This is a genomic window from Amycolatopsis sp. NPDC114504, from assembly GCF_055633595.1.
Window position 1 is genome coordinate 489,857 of sequence record NZ_JBVKDU010000006.1, and the last position, 15,900, is coordinate 505,756.

The window sequence follows — 15,900 nt, forward strand, 5'->3', positions numbered from 1 at the left end:
ACTCGCCGCCATCGCGGCCGGATGCACCGCCTAGGCCATCCCGTTCCCAGCAGCCGCAGCCGCCATCCCCGAGCCACGTCGCCTAGCTGAGCCACTTCCCGCCGTCGCCATCCCGCGCACCGCCGAGGCCATCCCCTTCCCCACCAGCTCGTTGAGCCACCACCCGCCCCGGGAACGCCGAAGGGCCCCGCACCACCAGGTGCGGAGCCCTTCGGAGAGAAGCGGTTGCTACTACTTCTTCTTCGCAGCCGAGGTGCGCTTGGCCGGGGCCTTGGCGGCCGCCGGCTTCTTCGCTGCCGCGGTGCGGGTTGCGGCCGGCTTAGCCGCCGCGGCCGCCGCCGGCTTGGCAGCGGCCTTCGCGCGGGCCGTCGTCGCCTTGGCGGCGGTGGCCTTGGCAGCGGCCGGCTTGGCCGCCGCCGTCTTCGGGGCCGCCTTGGTGGCGGTGGCCTTGGCGGCCGGCTTCGCGGCGGCCGCGCGGGTGCGGGTCGTGGTCGCGCGCGTGGCGGCCGGCTTCGCGGCGGTGGCCCGCGTGGTGCGGGTCGTCGTCGCCTTGGCCGGAGCCGCGGCAGCGGCCTTCGTCGCGGTCGCGCGGGTCGCCGTGGCGGTGGCGCGCTTGACCGGGGCGATCTTCGCCAGCTTCTTCGAACCGGAGATGACGTCCTTGAACGTCGTGCCGGCGCGGAAGGCGGGAACGTTGGTCTTCTTGACCTTCACGGCCTCACCGGTGCGCGGGTTGCGCGCGGTACGAGCGGCGCGAGCGCGCTTCTCGAACACACCGAAGCCGGTGATGTTGACCTTTTCGCCCTTGTTGACCGTCCGGATGATGATGTCCACCAGACCGTCAACGGCCTGCGCAGCCACCTTCTTGTCGTCGCCCAGACGCTCCGAAAGCGCCTCGATCAGCTGGGCCTTGTTCGTCATTCCAGTCCTCCATAGTGGAACTTGTCAGGCCCATCGCGGCCGACGTCACACAGAGTATTACCAGGAGGGCCGAAATTCCAAACAGGGGTGGTCGAGAACTCCGTTGTGTCGCCGAGGAAGTCTCGTCCGGCCGAGCCTGCTCCTTCGGCACACGAACAGAGGGAGCGGCCGCTGACCTGCGAATTCATCGGGATGGCGAGTCATGTCCATATAGGACAAGGCCGCCCAGTCGCTCAACTGTTCGACCTGAAATCGTGAGAAAACCCAAGCGGGTCAACGAGTAGCGCGGGGTGCGGACGCGGCCGGGACGAAGACGTCGGCCGTGCGGTCGCCGGCCGACAGGTGGTCGCGGCGGGACACGATCGCACACGTCACCGCGGCGTCGCCACAGTCGATTCCGCTGTTCGCCCGGGCGATCCGGATCCGCGCGGTGAAAGTGCCGCCGGCGGCGATCGTCGCGGTGCCGCTGGGCAGGTTCGTCACCCACGCCGACGGGCCGACGCCGGTGCCGCCCTGACCGTTGCCGCCCACACAGGGGCTCGGCTTCGTGCCGTACGAGTAGTCCTCGGGTACCACGCACAACGCGACGTAGTAGCCGTTCGCCGCAGCCACCGAACCCGAGCGCGGCACGTGGTGGTGGCTCGCGGCCGGCGCCGCGGCGCTGCTCGGCTGTCTCGTCGCGCCTCCCGAGCCGGCCGCCGATCCGGCGGTGACGGTCACGCCGTCGACCGGGCTCGACCCGGCGGGCACCTCGACCACCGTCAAGGGCACCGGGTTCGCCCCAGCGGCCAACGACGGCAAGGGTGTCGGCCCGGCCAAGGACGACGTGCGCGTCCGCACCGCCACCGGCTTCCAGGCGAGCAAGCTGGTCAAGAAGGACGCTGTCGGCACGCAGATCCCGCTCAAGGGACGACGGCAGCTGGGAGTTGACGGTCACCATCAAGGCCGAGTACACCTCCGCCGGCACGACCTACAGCGCGAAGACGCAGCTGTTCAGCGTGTACGTGTTCGGCTGGGACACCCCGAACGTCAAGTGGGACAGCACGACGCCGCTGAAGTTCACCGGCATCGGCGACCCCGACACGTCCTCGACCGGCTTGGTGTGGGGCATCAAGCAGGGCTGGCGCGCCTACATCGCCCGGTTCGGCGGCACGATCGCCGCGGACCAGGGCGCCACCCTCGACGAGACCGCGCCATTCCCATACCGCTGGCCGGCCGGGACGGCGACCTGGGACGGGCAAAGGGCAGCGTCGCTTTCGGTGGGCGGGTCGTGTTCACCCTCGAACCGCACAGGTCCGGCCGCCGTCCGAAGTGGATTTCGCGGACTTGGCAGCCAAGTCGGTGGGCAAAGACGGTGACGACGTCGTGGTCGAGCTCGCCTCGGCCAGGCTGACGGAAGCGGACGCGGGCGCGTTCGCCGGCTTCTACCCGGCCTGCATCGACCTCGACGCCGGCAAGCTCGTCTTCCCCGCTCCCGGCGGCACGGACCCAAGCACACCCCCGACGTCGGCCACCCCGCCCGTCTGCACCGTCTCCCCCGGCAGCATCGCGCAGGGAAACCTGCTGTGGGGCTTCGAGAAGAGCTTCCGTTCGTACGTCGGCGGCGGGACCGGGGACACGATCACGGCGTCCGACGGCGCGGAGGTCACGACCGGCGCCTACCGGTTCGCGATCGGCAGCGGGACGCTCACCTCGGACACGGAGTTCACCGCGGCGTTCGCCGGCAAGGTCGTCTTCAGCTACCCGGCGCACTTCTTCACGCTGACCCTGGCGAACCCGAAGCTCACGGTGGCGGGCGGCAAAGGCACTCTCTACGCCGACGTCGACCTGCAGACGACCGCGGGCGCGCCGTCGCCGCCGGTCAGCAAGCCTGGCGTGGCACTGGTGAACCTGGACCTGACGTCCGCGGCCAAGACGCCGGGCGCGGGCGCGCTGTCGATCTCGGCGATCAGGGCGACGCTCACGAGCGCGGACTTCTACCAAGCCGGGGACGTCCTGGACGAGCCGGCGGTCACGCTCGCGGCGCAGTGCGCGACGCTGCCCGGAGCGGGCGGTCCGAACCCCGGCGGTCAGGCGGGCACCGGCTCGGGCGGTGGCCTGGTCCCGAACCTCGCGTTCCGGCCGTCGAACTTGGCGAGCACCGGGGTGTCCTTGACGGGCGTCTACGAGGGTGCCGCGCTCCTGGCGGCCGGCGGCGGCCTCCCCCGCCGCCCCGGTGTCCGGATAGGACACTCCGCCCGCGGCGAATACCGGTTCGACGGCCGGGCCGACAATTCTGCGGCCCGGCTTCAGTGTGGCTTGCCGTATTCGATACCGGCGCGGAGATATCTCCGCAAACCGGCCGGTATGGATATACTCTGCGGAAGAGCACCGCATTCGTGTGCTCGGTGACCGCCGCCACTCAACTGGTATATACCGTTTCAAGGAGCAGGAATGGCCCAGAAGGTCCTCGTCGAGATGCTCGACGACATCGACGGTACCCCCGCCACCCACACCGTCCCGTTCACCCTCGACGGGGTCATGTACGAAATCGACCTCTCCGACGAAAACGCGGCCGCCCTGCGCGATGAGCTCGCCCGCTACATCGCCGCCGCCCGCCGCACCGGTGGCCGCAAGGTCCGCGTCGCGACCGGCCAGTCGACGACGACCAGCACGAGTGACCGCGAGCGCAACCAGCAGATCCGCGCCTGGGCGAACGCGAACGGCTACGAGGTCTCCGAGCGCGGCCGCCTCTCCTCCGAGGTGATCGCCGCTTACGAATCGGCTCAGGCGGCGGAGGCGGCGGCTCCCGCGGCGACTCCGCGCAAGCGCGCCCCGCGCAAGAAGGTCGCCGCCGCCAAGAAGTAAGAATGGCGACGGCAGATCACTGGGGAGAAGATCACCGCGGTCATTCGGTCGATCCGTCGGCGGCGAAGACAGTTCACCTTCGTCGCCGGCGGCCACGATCGCCCGGCGACCCGACTGCGGGCTTGCGCACCAAAAAGCCCGCCTGACCTGGGTCAGACGGGCTCGCAGTGGTAACTGCTGGTACCCCCGATGGGATTCGAACCCACGCTACCGGCGTGAGAGGCCGGCGTCCTAGGCCGCTAGACGACGGGGGCTTAGGATCTTTCCCTGGTTTCCCAGGGGCTTTTCTGTTTTTCTTGCTGGAGAGAACTTACCAGAGGCGATTTCTCGCCCCACAGGGGGGTCGCTCTCCGCAGCTGGGGTACCAGGACTCGAACCTAGACTAACTGGACCAGAACCAGTCGTGCTGCCAATTACACCATACCCCAGTGAGGTACCACCGACCCGATCAGGCCCGGCCGGTTCAGCACCGCACGAGGAGAAATACTAGAGCACGCTGTTCCGGACGGTGAACGCGGGGGTGCCACTTCCCCGCTGGGCGGGGACACCGATCGTCGCGTACTCCGAAACCAGCAGCTCAGGCAGCTCGGTCAGGGCCGACACCCGGTGGACGCCCTCGGGGGCGCGCTCGCCGATGTCGTCGCGGTCGAGCCAGACCGCGCCCAGGCCCGCGTCGCGGGCGCCGATCGCGTCCGTGTCCAGTTTGTCGCCGACGTGGACGGTCTGGGCGGGCGCGCAGCCCAGGCCGAGGCAGACCGTGTGGAACATCACCGGATCGGGTTTCGCCACCCCGAGCTCGCCGGCGATGGCGACGTGGTCGAAGAACGGCGCCAGCCCGAGGTCGGCGATTTTCTTGCGCTGGTGGACACCCGAGGCGTTGGTCACGGCGGCCAGCATCAGACCGGCGGCGCGCAGCCACTCCAGACAGTCGAGGACGTCGCCGAACAGCTGCCACGAGTGGTCGAGCAGCTCTCTTCGGCGCCGCTCGAACGAGCTCACCTGCTCGTCGTCGGCGAGGATGCCGATCTCCGCGAGGAAGCAGTCGGTGCGCCGCTGGTGCATCGTCGCGTAGTCGATTTCGCCGGCGACGACGAGGGCGACGTGCTCCTCGGTGATCAGGTCCCACAACGGCCACAGGTCGCCCCGGCCGGTGAGGATGTGGAGGCTGCGGCGGATCGCGGCGGTGCAGTCGATCAGGGTGTCGTCGATGTCCAGGCACACCAGCCGGAGTTCCGGCGGCGCCCAGGGCTCGGGCGCCGCCTCGACGGGGGCGGTTCGCGACGGGGTCCGGGGTGCCAGGGCGAAATCCACCCAGTGAGGCTAGGGCAACCGCAGCGTTCGCGACGCTGCCAAAGAGGTGATTGCCGGTCGCCCGTTCCGGCGCACCGGCTCTACTCCCAGTTGGCGAACCGTCTTCTTTCGGTTATCCGACCAACGCGCGGCGAAGACGTCCAAGTGAGACATCACGGCCGAGCAGTTCCATCGACTCGTACAGCGGCGGGGAAACGGTCCGCCCGGTCACGGCGACGCGAACCGGCGCGAAAGCCTTGCGGGGCTTGAGACCCAGACCGTCCACAAGGGCGTCCTTGAGCGCCTGCTCGATGGCTTCGGTCTCCCAGGACGGCAACGCCTCGAGCGCCGCGACCGCCGCGGTGAGCACCGGCTGCGCGGCTTCGCCGAGGTTCTTCGCCGCGGCGTCCTCCTCTGGCGCGAACGCGTCTTCCGCAACGAAGAGGAAACGCACCATCGCCGGCGCGTCCGAAAGCACCGTGACGCGTTCCTGAACCAGCGGCGCGATCGCGTTCAACCGGGCCAGCTGTTCCTCGCTCGGCGATTCCGGAAGGACACCCGCGGTGACCAAATAGGGCGTGACGCGCTTCACGAACTCGGCCGCGGGCAGCGCCCGCACGTGGGTGCCGTTGATCGCTTCGGCCTTCTTGACGTCGAAGCGCGCAGGGTTGGCGCTGACCTTGGTGACGTCGAAGGCGGCGATCATCTCCTCGACGCTGAAGACGTCGCGGTCGTCGGCGATCGACCAGCCGAGCAGGGCCAGGTAGTTGAGCAGGCCCTCGCGGATGAAGCCGCGGTCGCGGTAGTTGAAGAGGTTCGACGAAGGGTCGCGTTTGGACAGTTTCTTGTTGCCCTCGCCCATGACGTACGGCAAATGGCCGAACCGCGGCGTGAACTCGGCGACGCCGACGCGCTGCAACGCCTCGTAGAGCGCGATCTGCCGGGGCGTCGACGGCAGCAGGTCCTCGCCGCGCAGCACGTGCGTGATCTTCATCAGCGCGTCGTCGACCGGGTTGGTCAGCGTGTAGAGCGGCTCGCCGTTGGCGCGCACCAGCACCGGGTCCGGGATCGTGCCCACCGGGAAGCTGATGTCGCCGCGGACCAGGTCGGTCCACGCGAGGTCCTTGGCGGGCATGCGCAGGCGCAGCACCGGCGCGCGGCCCTCGGCGCGGTACGCCGCGCGCTGCTCGTCGGTGAGGTCGCGGTCGAAGTTGTCGTAGCCCAGCTTCGGGTCCAGGCCGGCCGCCTTGCGCCGCGCCTCGACCTCCTCGTTCGTGGAGAACGCCTCGTACAGCTCCCCCGCTTCGAGCAGCGTCGCGGCGACGTCGGCGTAGATCGCACGGCGCTCGCTCTGGCGGTACGGCCCGTACTCGCCGCCGGCCTCGGGGCCCTCGTCCCAGTCGATGCCGAGCCAACGCAGGGCGTCGAGCAGCTGCTCGTAGGACTCCTGCGAGTCGCGGGCGGCGTCGGTGTCTTCGATCCGGAAGACCAGTTGCCCCTGGTTGTGCCGGGCGAAGGCCCAGTTGAACAGCGCCGTGCGGATCAGCCCGACGTGCGGGGTGCCGGTCGGCGAAGGACAGAAGCGCGCGCGTACCACCGATGTCTCACTCATAGCCCGATCAGCGTATCCGTCGCCACATCGCTTGACGCCGGGGACCGGCCGGGTGCATCCTCAGTTTATTCAACAAGCGATGAATAGATGGGGAGATGGTGGAGATGACCGAGCGCACGGGCTGCGTCGTCATCGGTGGCGGGCCGGCCGGGATGGTCACGGGACTCCTACTGGCACGGGCCGGCGTCGAGGTGACGGTGCTGGAGAAGCACGCGGACTTCCTGCGCGACTTCCGCGGGGACACGGTCCACCCGTCCACGCTCACGCTGCTCGACGAGCTGGGCCTCGGCGAGAAGTTCCACGCGCTGCCGCACAGCGAGCTGACCGCGGCGGGCTTCCCCGAGGAGGACGGCACGCTGATGAAGCTGGCCGACTTCACCCGGCTGAAGGTCCCCCACCCGTACATCGCGATGGTGCCGCAGTGGGACTTCCTCGACCTGCTCGCCGAGAGCGCGCGCAAGGAGCCGACGTTCGTCCAGCGCATGGAGACCGAGTGCACCGGCCTGGTCCGCGAGCACGGCCGCGTCGCCGGCGTCACCTACCGCACGACGGCGGGCGAGACCGGCGAGATCCGCGCCGACCTGGTGATCGCCGCCGACGGACGCTGGTCGCTCGCTCGCCGTGAGGCCGGCCTCGTGCCGCGCGAGTACGACTGCCCGTTCGACGTCTGGTGGTTCCGGCTCTCGCGAGGCGACGGCGAAGCCGGCAACATGCTGCTGCCGAAGATGCGCGACCGTCGCTTCGCGGTGCCGCTCCCCCGCCCGGACTTCTACCAGGTCGCCTACCTCGCGCCGAAGGGCGAGGACCTGCGCAAGCAGGGCATCGAGGCGTTCCGGGAGAACGTGACGCACGTCTGCCCCGAGTTCCACGACCGCGTGCACGAACTGAAGACGATGGACGACGTCAAGTTCCTCGACGTGCGGCTCAACCTGCTGCGCAAGTGGCACGTCGACGGGCTGCTGTGCATCGGCGACGCGGCGCACGCGATGTCGCCGATCGGCGGCGTCGGCATCAACCTGGCGGTGCAGGACGCGGTCGCGGCGGCGACGCTGCTGGCCGAGCCGCTGCGCCGGGGTCGCCCGTCGCAGGCTGACCTGGCGAAGGTGCGCTCGCGGCGGCTCGCACCGACGCTGATGGTGCAAGGGCTGCAACGGCTGATGCACCGGACCGTCGTGCGCGGGGTGATGAGCGGCAAGCGCAACGGCCCGCCGATGCCGATGATCAAGGCGTTCGCGCGGTTCCCGCGGCTGTCGTACTTCCCGGCCCGGCTCCTCGGCCTCGGGCTGCGGCCGGAGCACGCTCCGGCGTACGCCCGGCGGCCGATGGAGCCGGCACAGCGCTGATTCGAAAAGCGGGAACTAGATGTTCTCGACGGGGTTGGTCAGGGTGCCGATGCCTTCGATGGTGATCGAGACGCTCTGACCGCCCTCGATCGGGCCGACGCCCTCGGGGGTGCCGGTCAGGATGATGTCGCCCGGCAGCAGCGTCATCACGCCGGAGACGAACTCGACCAGCTCGGGGATCTTGTGGACGAGGTCGGACGTGCGGCCGTCCTGCTTCAGCTCGCCGTCCACCGACGCCTTGAGCGACAGGTCGGACGCGTCGATCGACGTGTCGATCCACGGCCCGAGCGGGCAGAACGTGTCGAAGCCCTTCGCGCGTCCCCACTGGCCGTCGGCCTTCTGGAGGTCGCGCGCGCTGACGTCGTTCGCGATCGTGTAGCCGAGGATCGCGCTCGCGGCGCGGGCGGCGGGCACGTTCTTCACCGGCTGCCCGATGACGATGGCCAGCTCGCCCTCGAAGTCGACGCGGCCGACGTTCGACGGACGGCGGATCGCCGCGTTCGGGCCGATGACCGTGGTGGACGGCTTGAGGAACAGCATCGGGGCACCGGGCACCTCGTTGCCGAACTCGGCCGCGTGCTTGGCGTAGTTGCGGCCGACGGCGATCACCTTGGACGGCAGGATCGGCGCGAGCAGCCGGACGTCGGCCAGCGGCCACCGCTTGCCGGTGAAGTTGGGCTGGCCGAACGGGTGCTCGGCGATTTCCAGGACCTGGGCGTCGTCACCGTCCCCTTCGACCGAAGCGAACGCGACTCCACCGGGATGAGCAATACGGGCTAGGCGCACGACGTCAGTCTACGTGCGCTGTGCTCGTGACCGGGGCCACGGTGGTGCTCTTGTGCACCAGCGCGTCGCACAGGGCCAGCCAGCTCGCCTCGACGATGTTGCCGTGCACCCCGACCGTGGTCCACTCGCGCTCGCCGTCGGTGCTCTCGACCAGCACGCGCGTCACCGCGTCGGTGCCCGGGTGGCCCTGGAGGATGCGGACCTTGTAGTCGGCGAGCTCCACACTGTCCAACCAGGACAGGTGCGGGGAGAGCGCCTTCCGCAGCGCCGCGTCGAGCGCGTGCACCGGGCCGATGCCCTCGGCGGTGGCGATGACGCGCCGGCCGCCGACGTGCACCTTGACCGTCGCCTCGGAGACGACCTCGGCGTCGGCGCGGTGGTCGAGCACGACGCGGTAGGACTCGAGCTCGAACGGCGCCTCGACGGGTTCGTCGGCCTCCTGGCGCAGCAGGAGCTCGAGGGAGGCGTCGGCGGCCTCGAAGGACCACCCCTCCGATTCGAGGCGCTTGACCTTCGTGATGGCGCTCGTCAGCGCCTCGGGCCGGCCGGCAAGGTCGACCCCGAGCTCACGTCCCTTGAGCTCGAGGCTGGCCCTGCCGGCCATCTCGGTGACCAGTACCCGCATGTCATTGCCGACGGAAGACGGATCGATGTGGTTGTACAGCAACGGATCCACCTTGATCGCGCTCGCGTGCAGTCCCGCCTTGTGAGCGAAAGCCGACGCCCCTACGTAGGCCTGGTGGGTGTAGGGGGCGAGGTTGGCGATTTCGGCAAGGGCATGGGAGACCCGGGTGAGCTCGGCGGTACCTCCGGTCGGGAGGACCTCCATCCCGAGCTTGGTCACCAGGTTTCCCGTCACGGCGAAGAGGTCGGCGTTGCCGGCCCGCTCCCCGTAACCGTTGGCGGTGCACTGGACGTGCGTCACGCCGGCCTGCACCGCGGCGACGGAGTTCGCCACGGCGCAGGAAGTGTCGTCCTGACAGTGGATCCCGAGGCGGAATCCCGTCTTTTCCTTGATGGTCCTGACCGTTTCGGCGAGCCCGAGCGGCAGCTGCCCGCCGTTGGTGTCGCAGAGCACGAGGACGTCGGCGCCCGCGTGCGCGGCGGCGTCGAGGACCTTGAGCGAGGTTTCGGGCGAATGCGCGTAGCCGTCGAAGAAGTGCTCGGCGTCGAGGAAGACCCGCCGGCCTTCCTTCGTCAGGAATTCGACGGTGTCCCGGACCATGGCACAGGCTTCGTCGACGTCGACCCGGAGAGCGCGTTCGATGTGCCGCAGATCGGACTTCGCGACGAGGGTGATGACGGGTGCTTCGCTGTCGAGCAGCGCGCGGACCTGCAGATCGGCGTCGGCGGTGGTGCCGGCCTTGCGCGTCGCCCCGAAGGCGACGAGGGCCGCGTGCTTCAGCGTCAGCTCCCCCTTCGCGGCGCGGGCGAAGAACTCCGTGTCCTTGGGGAGCGCCCCCGGCCAGCCACCTTCGATGAACCCGACGCCGAGCTCGTCCAGCAGCCGCGCGACGGCCAGCTTGTCCTGGACGGAGTAGGAGACGCCCTCGCGCTGCGCACCGTCGCGCAGGGTCGTGTCGTAGAGGTGGAAGGCGTCGCCGAGCGGGGTATCGGCGGGCTCCTGGCGGGTCACGGTGGTCTCCTAATGCAGCGTCTCGAGGCGTTTCGGGCAACAAAAAAACCTCCCGCAAGGGTGCGAGAGGTTGCGCGCCGGGAGCTCTTGTGGAGCTATCGTCCGGCGCGCTCAACGATAATGATCGCGAAGCTGGTCACGGTCGCATCATGCCACAGGGTTTCGCCGGAAGTCCACAAGCTGGGTCAAGCTCCCACCATCCGGGATCGGCCCGGACGCGAAAGCCCCGCCCTCCCTGGGGGCAGGCCCTGGGTCCAGTCTATCGGCGACCACCGACCGAACCGGCTGGAAAGCCGCTCGGCGGCCGGCTTGTCCACATCACGGTGGCGCTGTGGAAACCGAGGCGCTGTGGCGCTGCGGAAGCCGGTGGCGCCGTGGAAACGGTGGAGCCGTGAACGCAGGACGCCCGGCTCGGGCACCGATGCCCTGCACCAGCGGGCCGTTCGCGCACCAACCGCGTACGAACGGACCGTTCGCACGGAAGCTCAAGGGTGATCCCCGCGACCGTAGCCGCCAACGCCCTTCGCAGGCCGGTTGGCTACGCGGTCGTGGCGCCACGGCCTCACACGTCACGAACGGACCGTTCGCACCGCCGCCTGCGCGCGAATGGACCGCTCGCACCACGACGAACAGACTGCTCGCCACACCGTCCGCGCGAACGGACCGTTCGCAGCAAGACCCGCACCCCTGGCCCGTCAGCACCGCGAGCACGAAAGGCCACACGCGTCACCAGCGCACCGCTGTCGTGCGAAGGGACCACACACGGAAACACGAAAAACCCCGCACCACCAGGGTGCGGGGCCTTTCGCAAGCGGAAAGCGGCTCAGCCGGCCGTGCGCACGTTGGAAGAAACCAGAGCCGCCAGCCGGTCACCGATCGCCGTCGTCGCGCCCGGCGAAGCCTGGTCCCGCGTGGCCAGGTCGAACGCCACCGAGGCCTCGATCCGCCGCGCCGATTCCTTCTGGCCCAGGTGGTCCAGCAGCAGGGCCACCGACAGGACCGCCGCTGTCGGGTCGGCGAGGCCCTGGCCCGCGATGTCCGGCGCCGAACCGTGGACCGGCTCGAACATGCTCGGGTTGCGGCGGGTCATGTCCAGGTTGCCGCTCGCCGCGAGGCCGATGCCGCCCGTGACCGCCGCCGCGAGGTCGGTGATGATGTCGCCGAACAGGTTGTCCGTCACGATCACGTCGAACCGGGACGGGTCGGTCACCAGGTGGATGGTCGCCGCGTCCACATGCGAATACGCGACCGTCACGTCCGGGTGCTCCAGCGAGACCTCTTCGACGATCCGCGACCACAGCGAGCCGGCGAACGACAGCACGTTGGTCTTGTGCACCAGCGTCAGGTGCTTGCGCGGGCGGAGCTCGGCGCGGTTGAACGCGTCCGCGACGACGCGGCGGACGCCGAACGCCGTGTTGACGCTGACCTCCGTCGCGATCTCGTGCTCGGTGTCCTTGCGGATCAGGCCGCCCGTGCCCGCGTACGGGCCTTCGGTGCCTTCGCGCACGACGACCATGTCGACGTCACCGGCGTCGGCCAGCGGTCCCCGGACACCCGGGTACAGCCGCGCCGGGCGCAGGTTGACGTGGTGGTCCATTTCGAACCGCAGGCGCAGCAGCAGGCCGCGCTCGAGGATGCCGCTCGGCACCGTCGGGTCGCCGACCGCGCCCAGCAGGATCGCGTCGTGCTGACGCAGTTCGCCGAGCACCGACTCCGGAAGCAGCTCACCGGTCGAGTGCCAGCGAGCGGCGCCGAGGTCGTAGTTCGTGATCTCCGCCGTCGGTAACACTTCGCCGAGCACCTTCAGCGCCTCGGAGACCACCTCGGGCCCGATCCCGTCTCCTGGGATCACCGCGAGCCGCATCCACACACCTCCGTCGACGAGGCCACCGGATGCACCGATGGCCCACCGCAACAAAACGCCAGCAGCCGGAAGGTTACCGGCCGTAGACAAACGGCCGTAGCCGCACCACCCTTATGCCGCATCCTCCCGCAGGGTGAGACACCCGATCGGGTGAACAAGGGTGGGGCGCCCCCGGCGGAATCCCGCCGGAGACGCCCCTGTTCCTGCACAGATCGATCTTTCTTCGAACTAGCGCTGACCGGCCCCGATCGGCTGATGGTCATTGCCTGGCCGGGCACCCTGGGCGGCGTCCACCTTGACCACGTTCGCGCGGTTGCCCGCGGCGTTGTGGTGCTCGATGGCGAGCAGCCCGAGCGCGTTGTCGGCCGCGGCCGAGGCCGCGTTCCGGTTCACGACCAGCGCTGTTCCCGGCTTCGCGACGTAGCCCAGCGCGGCGTCGCCGCCGCCCTGCACCGAATAGCCCGGCGCGAGCGCGTCGAACGAAAGCGGCGTGCCGACGTAGTCGATCAGCCCGTTCGTCGTGCCCGGCGCGACGTAGAAACCGCTCACACCCACCGTGTACGAGATGCGGTGGCTGTCGGCGTTCGCGTCGATGCCCAGCGCCGCCAGGGAAACCGGCAGCGTCAGCACGTTCGTGTCGAACACGTTCGTGTCGACGTCGCCGAGCTGGCCGTTGACGGCCTGGACGTCCACCTGCGGGAAGCCCGGGGTCAGCGCGACCGTGACGGCCAGCAGCACGTCCGTGGACGTCGCCTTGGTCACGTAGGTCTCGAAGTCCGGCGTCCCGTCCCCGGTGGTGTCGATGTCGACGAACGGCGAGGTGTTGCTGCCGATGTTCGCCCAGTCGCCCCACGTGGACAGACCGAACGCGAGGATCGCGTTCTCCGGCTCACCCTGTTCCTTCGCCAGCGGCGCGGTGGAAGCCGCCCCGATGTAGCGGAGGTCGCCGCCCTTGGCCGTCTTGTTCACCGTGCAGTCGGTGACGACGTCCGCGTCGCACTCGGGCAGCTGCGGGGACTCCGCCTGCAGCTCGAGCACGCTGATCAGCGAGCGGTACCGCTGCGCGCCGGAGCCCTGGTCGACGCCCTTGCCGCTCAGGTTCAGCACGGCCTGGGTGGCGTCGGCGCCGAACTTCACCGACTGCGGCGTCGAAATCGTCGACACCGGTTTGGGCGCGGCGTAGACCGAAACCCGCAGCGGCACCTTGGCCCCGCTGGTCGGCGTGAAGGCGACGCGGCCGGAGGCGTCGGCGACGAACTGCCGGGCCAGGCCGGCCTGGGTGGCCTGCATGGTCGGGTCCATGACCTTGCGCAGCGCCTTCGGGTCGGTGATCTTCAGCGTCACCTTGACCTTGGCGGTGCCGCGCGGGGTCAGCTTCACCGACTGCTTGTCCACTGTGTACTCGACACCCGGCAGCGCGTTGACCGCCTGGTAGGCCACGGTGTACTCGGCGGGCGTGACACCCTTGTTGACCAGCTTGATCGTCTTCGACAGCGTCACCGGCCCAGGGGCCTCGACCGTGCCGAAGCTGACGCTGACCGCGCCCGGGTCGTCCTGGACGTAGGCGAGCACCTGGTTGTCCAGCGCCGCCTTGGCGTCGATCCGGCCGCTGCCGACGCGCTGCGGCGCGTAGGTGTGGCCGGCGCCGTCGCCGACGTCGTGACCGGCGGTGTCGACGACCGACGCCTTGACCTCCTCGACCGACCAGTCCGGGTGGGACTGGCGGACCAGCGCGGTGATGCCCGCGGTGTGCGGGGCGGCCATCGACGTACCCGAGAGCACGGTCCGGCCGTTGCCGCTGCCGCGGAACGCCGAGGTGATCGTGTCACCCGGCGCGGCGACGTCCGGCTTGAGAGCCGGGCCGCGGGTGCCGCGCGAGGTGAACGAGCTCGGGGTGTCCACGATGGTCTTGTCGTAGGTCTGGACCGAGGCGCGCCCGGTGCCGTAGAGCCGGATCTGCAGCGTGCCCGCGGTCAGCGCCGCGCGCAGCGTCTTCGTCGCGGAGCCGGTGAACTGGAACATCGGGACCGCCGCGTTGCCCGCGATGCCCGCGCTGAAGTGCTCCAAAGTGGAGGACAGCAGCGCGCCCTTCGCCCCGGCCGCCTGGGCGTTGTTCGCCCGGGCCGCCGAACCGCAGGCGCGGGTCGAGTCGTTGTCGTCCCACTCCAGCCAGACGAACTTGCCGGCGGCCTTCGCCTTGTCCTCGGCGGAGTACGGCGCGCAGCCCGCGTTGTTCGCCGCCGACAACGCGACGACGGGTGCGGTCAGGTTGAGCGTGTCGTAGCCGGCGTAGTTCTGGCTGTACTGCCCGGTCTTCTGGCCCTTCGCCGCGGTCGGCGCGGTGGCCTCGGCGGCGTCGCGCAGGATGCCCGCGTCCCGCGTGCTGGCGACGGTGAGCGCCTCGGGGGTGTTGCCCGGCGAGCCGGCGATGTCGTTGATGTCGCCGCCGTTGCCCGCGGAGATCACCGGCAGCACGTTGTTCGCGGCGAGCTTGCGCACGAACAGCGAGTCCGGGTCGTCCGGCGCGCCGAAGTCGGAGCCCAGCGACAGGTTGACGATGTCGAGGTGGTCGGTGAAGTCGCCGTCGCCGTCCGGGTCGAGCGCCCAGTCGAGCGCCTGCGAGGTGACGTTCGTCGAGCCCGCGCAGCCGAACACCTTGATGGCGTAGAGGAGCGACTTCGGCGCCGTGCCCGGGCCGATCTGCATCGCGTCGACCTTCTTGGCGTCCAGCTTCTTGTAGTCGCCCTTGAAGGTCTTGCCGTCGGCGGTGACGCCGAAGCCGCCGATGGTGCCGGCGACGTGCGTGCCGTGCTCACCGCAGGCCAGCGGGTTCGGGTCCGGCTTCGGGGTGGTCTTGCCCGCCGTCGCGGCGTCGTAGTCGTCGCCGACGAGGTCGGTGCCGCCGACGACCTTGGCGCTCGGGAAGAGCGGGGTCGGCTTGGTGCTGTCGACGCTCTTGTACGCGGCCGGCGTGCCGGGGCCGCCGAAGTCGGCGTGGGTGTAGTCGATGCCGTCGTCGATGACGCCGACGCGGACGTTGTCGCCGAACTTGCCGGTCTGCTGCCACGCGGCGAGCGTGTTGGTCAGCTGCTCGGCGCTGGCGTTGGTACGGGTCTTCGGCACGACCGTGCGGACCGCGACGACGTCCGCGCGCTTGGCGACCTCGCGCAGCTTCGCGGCGTCGGCCGTGACGACCACGCCGGGGACGGCGTTGGCGGTCTGCGTGACGACCTGCGGCTGGGCGTTGACCGAACGCAGCTGGCCGAGAACCGAGTTCACGGCGGCGGCGGTGTCGTCCTTGGCGACCCGGGCGGCGCGCTTGGCGGCTTCCTTGCCCTGGGGTTGCGCGGCGGTGAACGCGTCCACGGCGGGCTTCTTGGCCAGCTCGACGAACGCGGTGACGCGGCCCTGCGCGGCGGCCAGCCGCGGCGCGACCTTGCCCTGCAGCTTGGCGTCGTCGATCTTCGCCGGCGCCACTCCGTCGGCCAGAGGAGCGTCGGCGGCGCTCGCGACCGGCGCCCCGAGCGCGGCCGCCAGCACGACGGCGAAGAACGCCGTCGTGACGCGAGCGGGTAAGCGGGATCTGCTCATGAGTCGGCCC

At 70.0% G+C, this 15,900-nt stretch carries 12 protein-coding genes and 2 tRNA genes; 4 read left to right on the plus strand and 10 right to left on the minus strand.

Features of this window, described 5'->3' with window-relative positions:
* Window positions 1-231: 231 nt before the first annotated feature.
* Together ACZ7PG_RS44090 and ACZ7PG_RS44095 are read right to left on the minus strand one after the other, a co-directional pair.
* Complete coding sequence (locus tag ACZ7PG_RS44090) at window positions 232-921, minus strand: HU family DNA-binding protein (protein ID WP_470245166.1); 690 nt, start codon at window positions 919-921, stop codon at window positions 232-234.
* Window positions 922-1,194: 273 nt separating this feature from the next.
* Window positions 1,195-1,794 (minus strand): hypothetical protein, encoded by a 600-nt coding sequence (locus ACZ7PG_RS44095; RefSeq protein WP_470245167.1) that lies wholly within the window; start codon window positions 1,792-1,794, stop codon window positions 1,195-1,197.
* A gap of 53 nt (window positions 1,795-1,847) precedes the next feature.
* On the opposite strand from ACZ7PG_RS44095, the gene ACZ7PG_RS44100 reads away from it, so the two are divergent.
* The 3 genes from ACZ7PG_RS44100 to ACZ7PG_RS44110 are packed head-to-tail and all read left to right on the plus strand — an operon-like array spanning window position 1,848 to window position 3,768.
* Window positions 1,848-2,279 (plus strand): hypothetical protein, encoded by a 432-nt coding sequence (locus ACZ7PG_RS44100; RefSeq protein ID WP_470245168.1) that lies wholly within the window; start codon window positions 1,848-1,850, stop codon window positions 2,277-2,279.
* Window positions 2,263-3,312: an HtaA domain-containing protein gene (locus ACZ7PG_RS44105; protein ID WP_470245169.1), complete on the plus strand. Its 1,050-nt coding sequence runs from the start codon at window positions 2,263-2,265 to the stop codon at window positions 3,310-3,312. The genes ACZ7PG_RS44100 and ACZ7PG_RS44105 overlap by 17 nt, the downstream gene beginning before the upstream one ends.
* 42 nt (window positions 3,313-3,354) lie before the next feature.
* Window positions 3,355-3,768 carry a histone-like nucleoid-structuring protein Lsr2 gene (locus ACZ7PG_RS44110; protein ID WP_470245170.1) on the plus strand — a complete coding sequence of 138 codons (414 nt, stop codon included), beginning with the start codon at window positions 3,355-3,357 and terminating at the stop codon, window positions 3,766-3,768.
* Between the two features lie 178 nt (window positions 3,769-3,946).
* On the opposite strand, the gene ACZ7PG_RS44115 is transcribed toward ACZ7PG_RS44110, so the two are convergent.
* From ACZ7PG_RS44115 to gltX, 4 genes are all read right to left on the minus strand, one after another.
* A tRNA-Glu gene (locus ACZ7PG_RS44115) sits at window positions 3,947-4,022 on the minus strand.
* A 102-nt stretch (window positions 4,023-4,124) separates the two neighbouring features.
* Window positions 4,125-4,196, minus strand: a tRNA-Gln gene (locus ACZ7PG_RS44120).
* 58 nt (window positions 4,197-4,254) lie between these two features.
* A complete protein-coding gene (locus ACZ7PG_RS44125) occupies window positions 4,255-4,989 on the minus strand; it encodes an HAD family hydrolase (RefSeq protein ID WP_470245692.1) in 735 nt (244 codons plus the stop codon).
* 202 nt (window positions 4,990-5,191) lie between these two features.
* Entirely contained in the window at window positions 5,192-6,670 is a 1,479-nt protein-coding gene (gene gltX / locus ACZ7PG_RS44130) for a glutamate--tRNA ligase (RefSeq protein WP_470245171.1), read from the minus strand.
* Window positions 6,671-6,765: 95 nt separating this feature from the next.
* On the opposite strand from gltX, the gene ACZ7PG_RS44135 reads away from it, so the two are divergent.
* Window positions 6,766-8,013, plus strand: a complete 1,248-nt coding sequence (locus ACZ7PG_RS44135) for an FAD-dependent oxidoreductase (RefSeq protein WP_470245172.1) — start codon at window positions 6,766-6,768, stop codon at window positions 8,011-8,013.
* A gap of 15 nt (window positions 8,014-8,028) precedes the next feature.
* Here the strand turns inward: ACZ7PG_RS44135 and ACZ7PG_RS44140 are convergent, their stop codons facing one another.
* The 4 genes from ACZ7PG_RS44140 to ACZ7PG_RS44155 form a co-directional block, all read right to left on the minus strand.
* On the minus strand, window positions 8,029-8,799 hold the full coding sequence (locus tag ACZ7PG_RS44140) for a fumarylacetoacetate hydrolase family protein (RefSeq protein ID WP_470245173.1): 771 nt from the start codon (window positions 8,797-8,799) through the stop codon (window positions 8,029-8,031).
* Between the two features lie 4 nt (window positions 8,800-8,803).
* On the minus strand, window positions 8,804-10,435 hold the full coding sequence (gene cimA, locus ACZ7PG_RS44145) for a citramalate synthase (RefSeq protein WP_470245174.1): 1,632 nt from the start codon (window positions 10,433-10,435) through the stop codon (window positions 8,804-8,806).
* Window positions 10,436-11,258: 823 nt separating this feature from the next.
* Complete coding sequence (locus ACZ7PG_RS44150; RefSeq protein ID WP_470245175.1) at window positions 11,259-12,299, minus strand: 3-isopropylmalate dehydrogenase; 1,041 nt, start codon at window positions 12,297-12,299, stop codon at window positions 11,259-11,261.
* 228 nt (window positions 12,300-12,527) lie between these two features.
* Window positions 12,528-15,890 carry a S8 family serine peptidase gene (locus ACZ7PG_RS44155; protein WP_470245176.1) on the minus strand — a complete coding sequence of 1,121 codons (3,363 nt, stop codon included), beginning with the start codon at window positions 15,888-15,890 and terminating at the stop codon, window positions 12,528-12,530.
* Between the last annotated feature and the right edge of the window lie 10 nt (window positions 15,891-15,900).

Coding starts and splice junctions, on each gene's coding strand:
- ACZ7PG_RS44090 (WP_470245166.1), bottom strand. CDS start 921: ATGACGAACAAGGCCCAGCTGATCGAGGCGCTTTCGGAGCGTCTGGGC.
- ACZ7PG_RS44155 (WP_470245176.1), bottom strand. CDS start 15,890: ATGAGCAGATCCCGCTTACCCGCTCGCGTCACGACGGCGTTCTTCGCC.
- ACZ7PG_RS44150 (WP_470245175.1), bottom strand. CDS start 12,299: ATGCGGCTCGCGGTGATCCCAGGAGACGGGATCGGGCCCGAGGTGGTC.
- ACZ7PG_RS44110 (WP_470245170.1), top strand. CDS start 3,355: ATGGCCCAGAAGGTCCTCGTCGAGATGCTCGACGACATCGACGGTACC.
- ACZ7PG_RS44135 (WP_470245172.1), top strand. CDS start 6,766: ATGGTGGAGATGACCGAGCGCACGGGCTGCGTCGTCATCGGTGGCGGG.
- gltX (WP_470245171.1), bottom strand. CDS start 6,670: ATGAGTGAGACATCGGTGGTACGCGCGCGCTTCTGTCCTTCGCCGACC.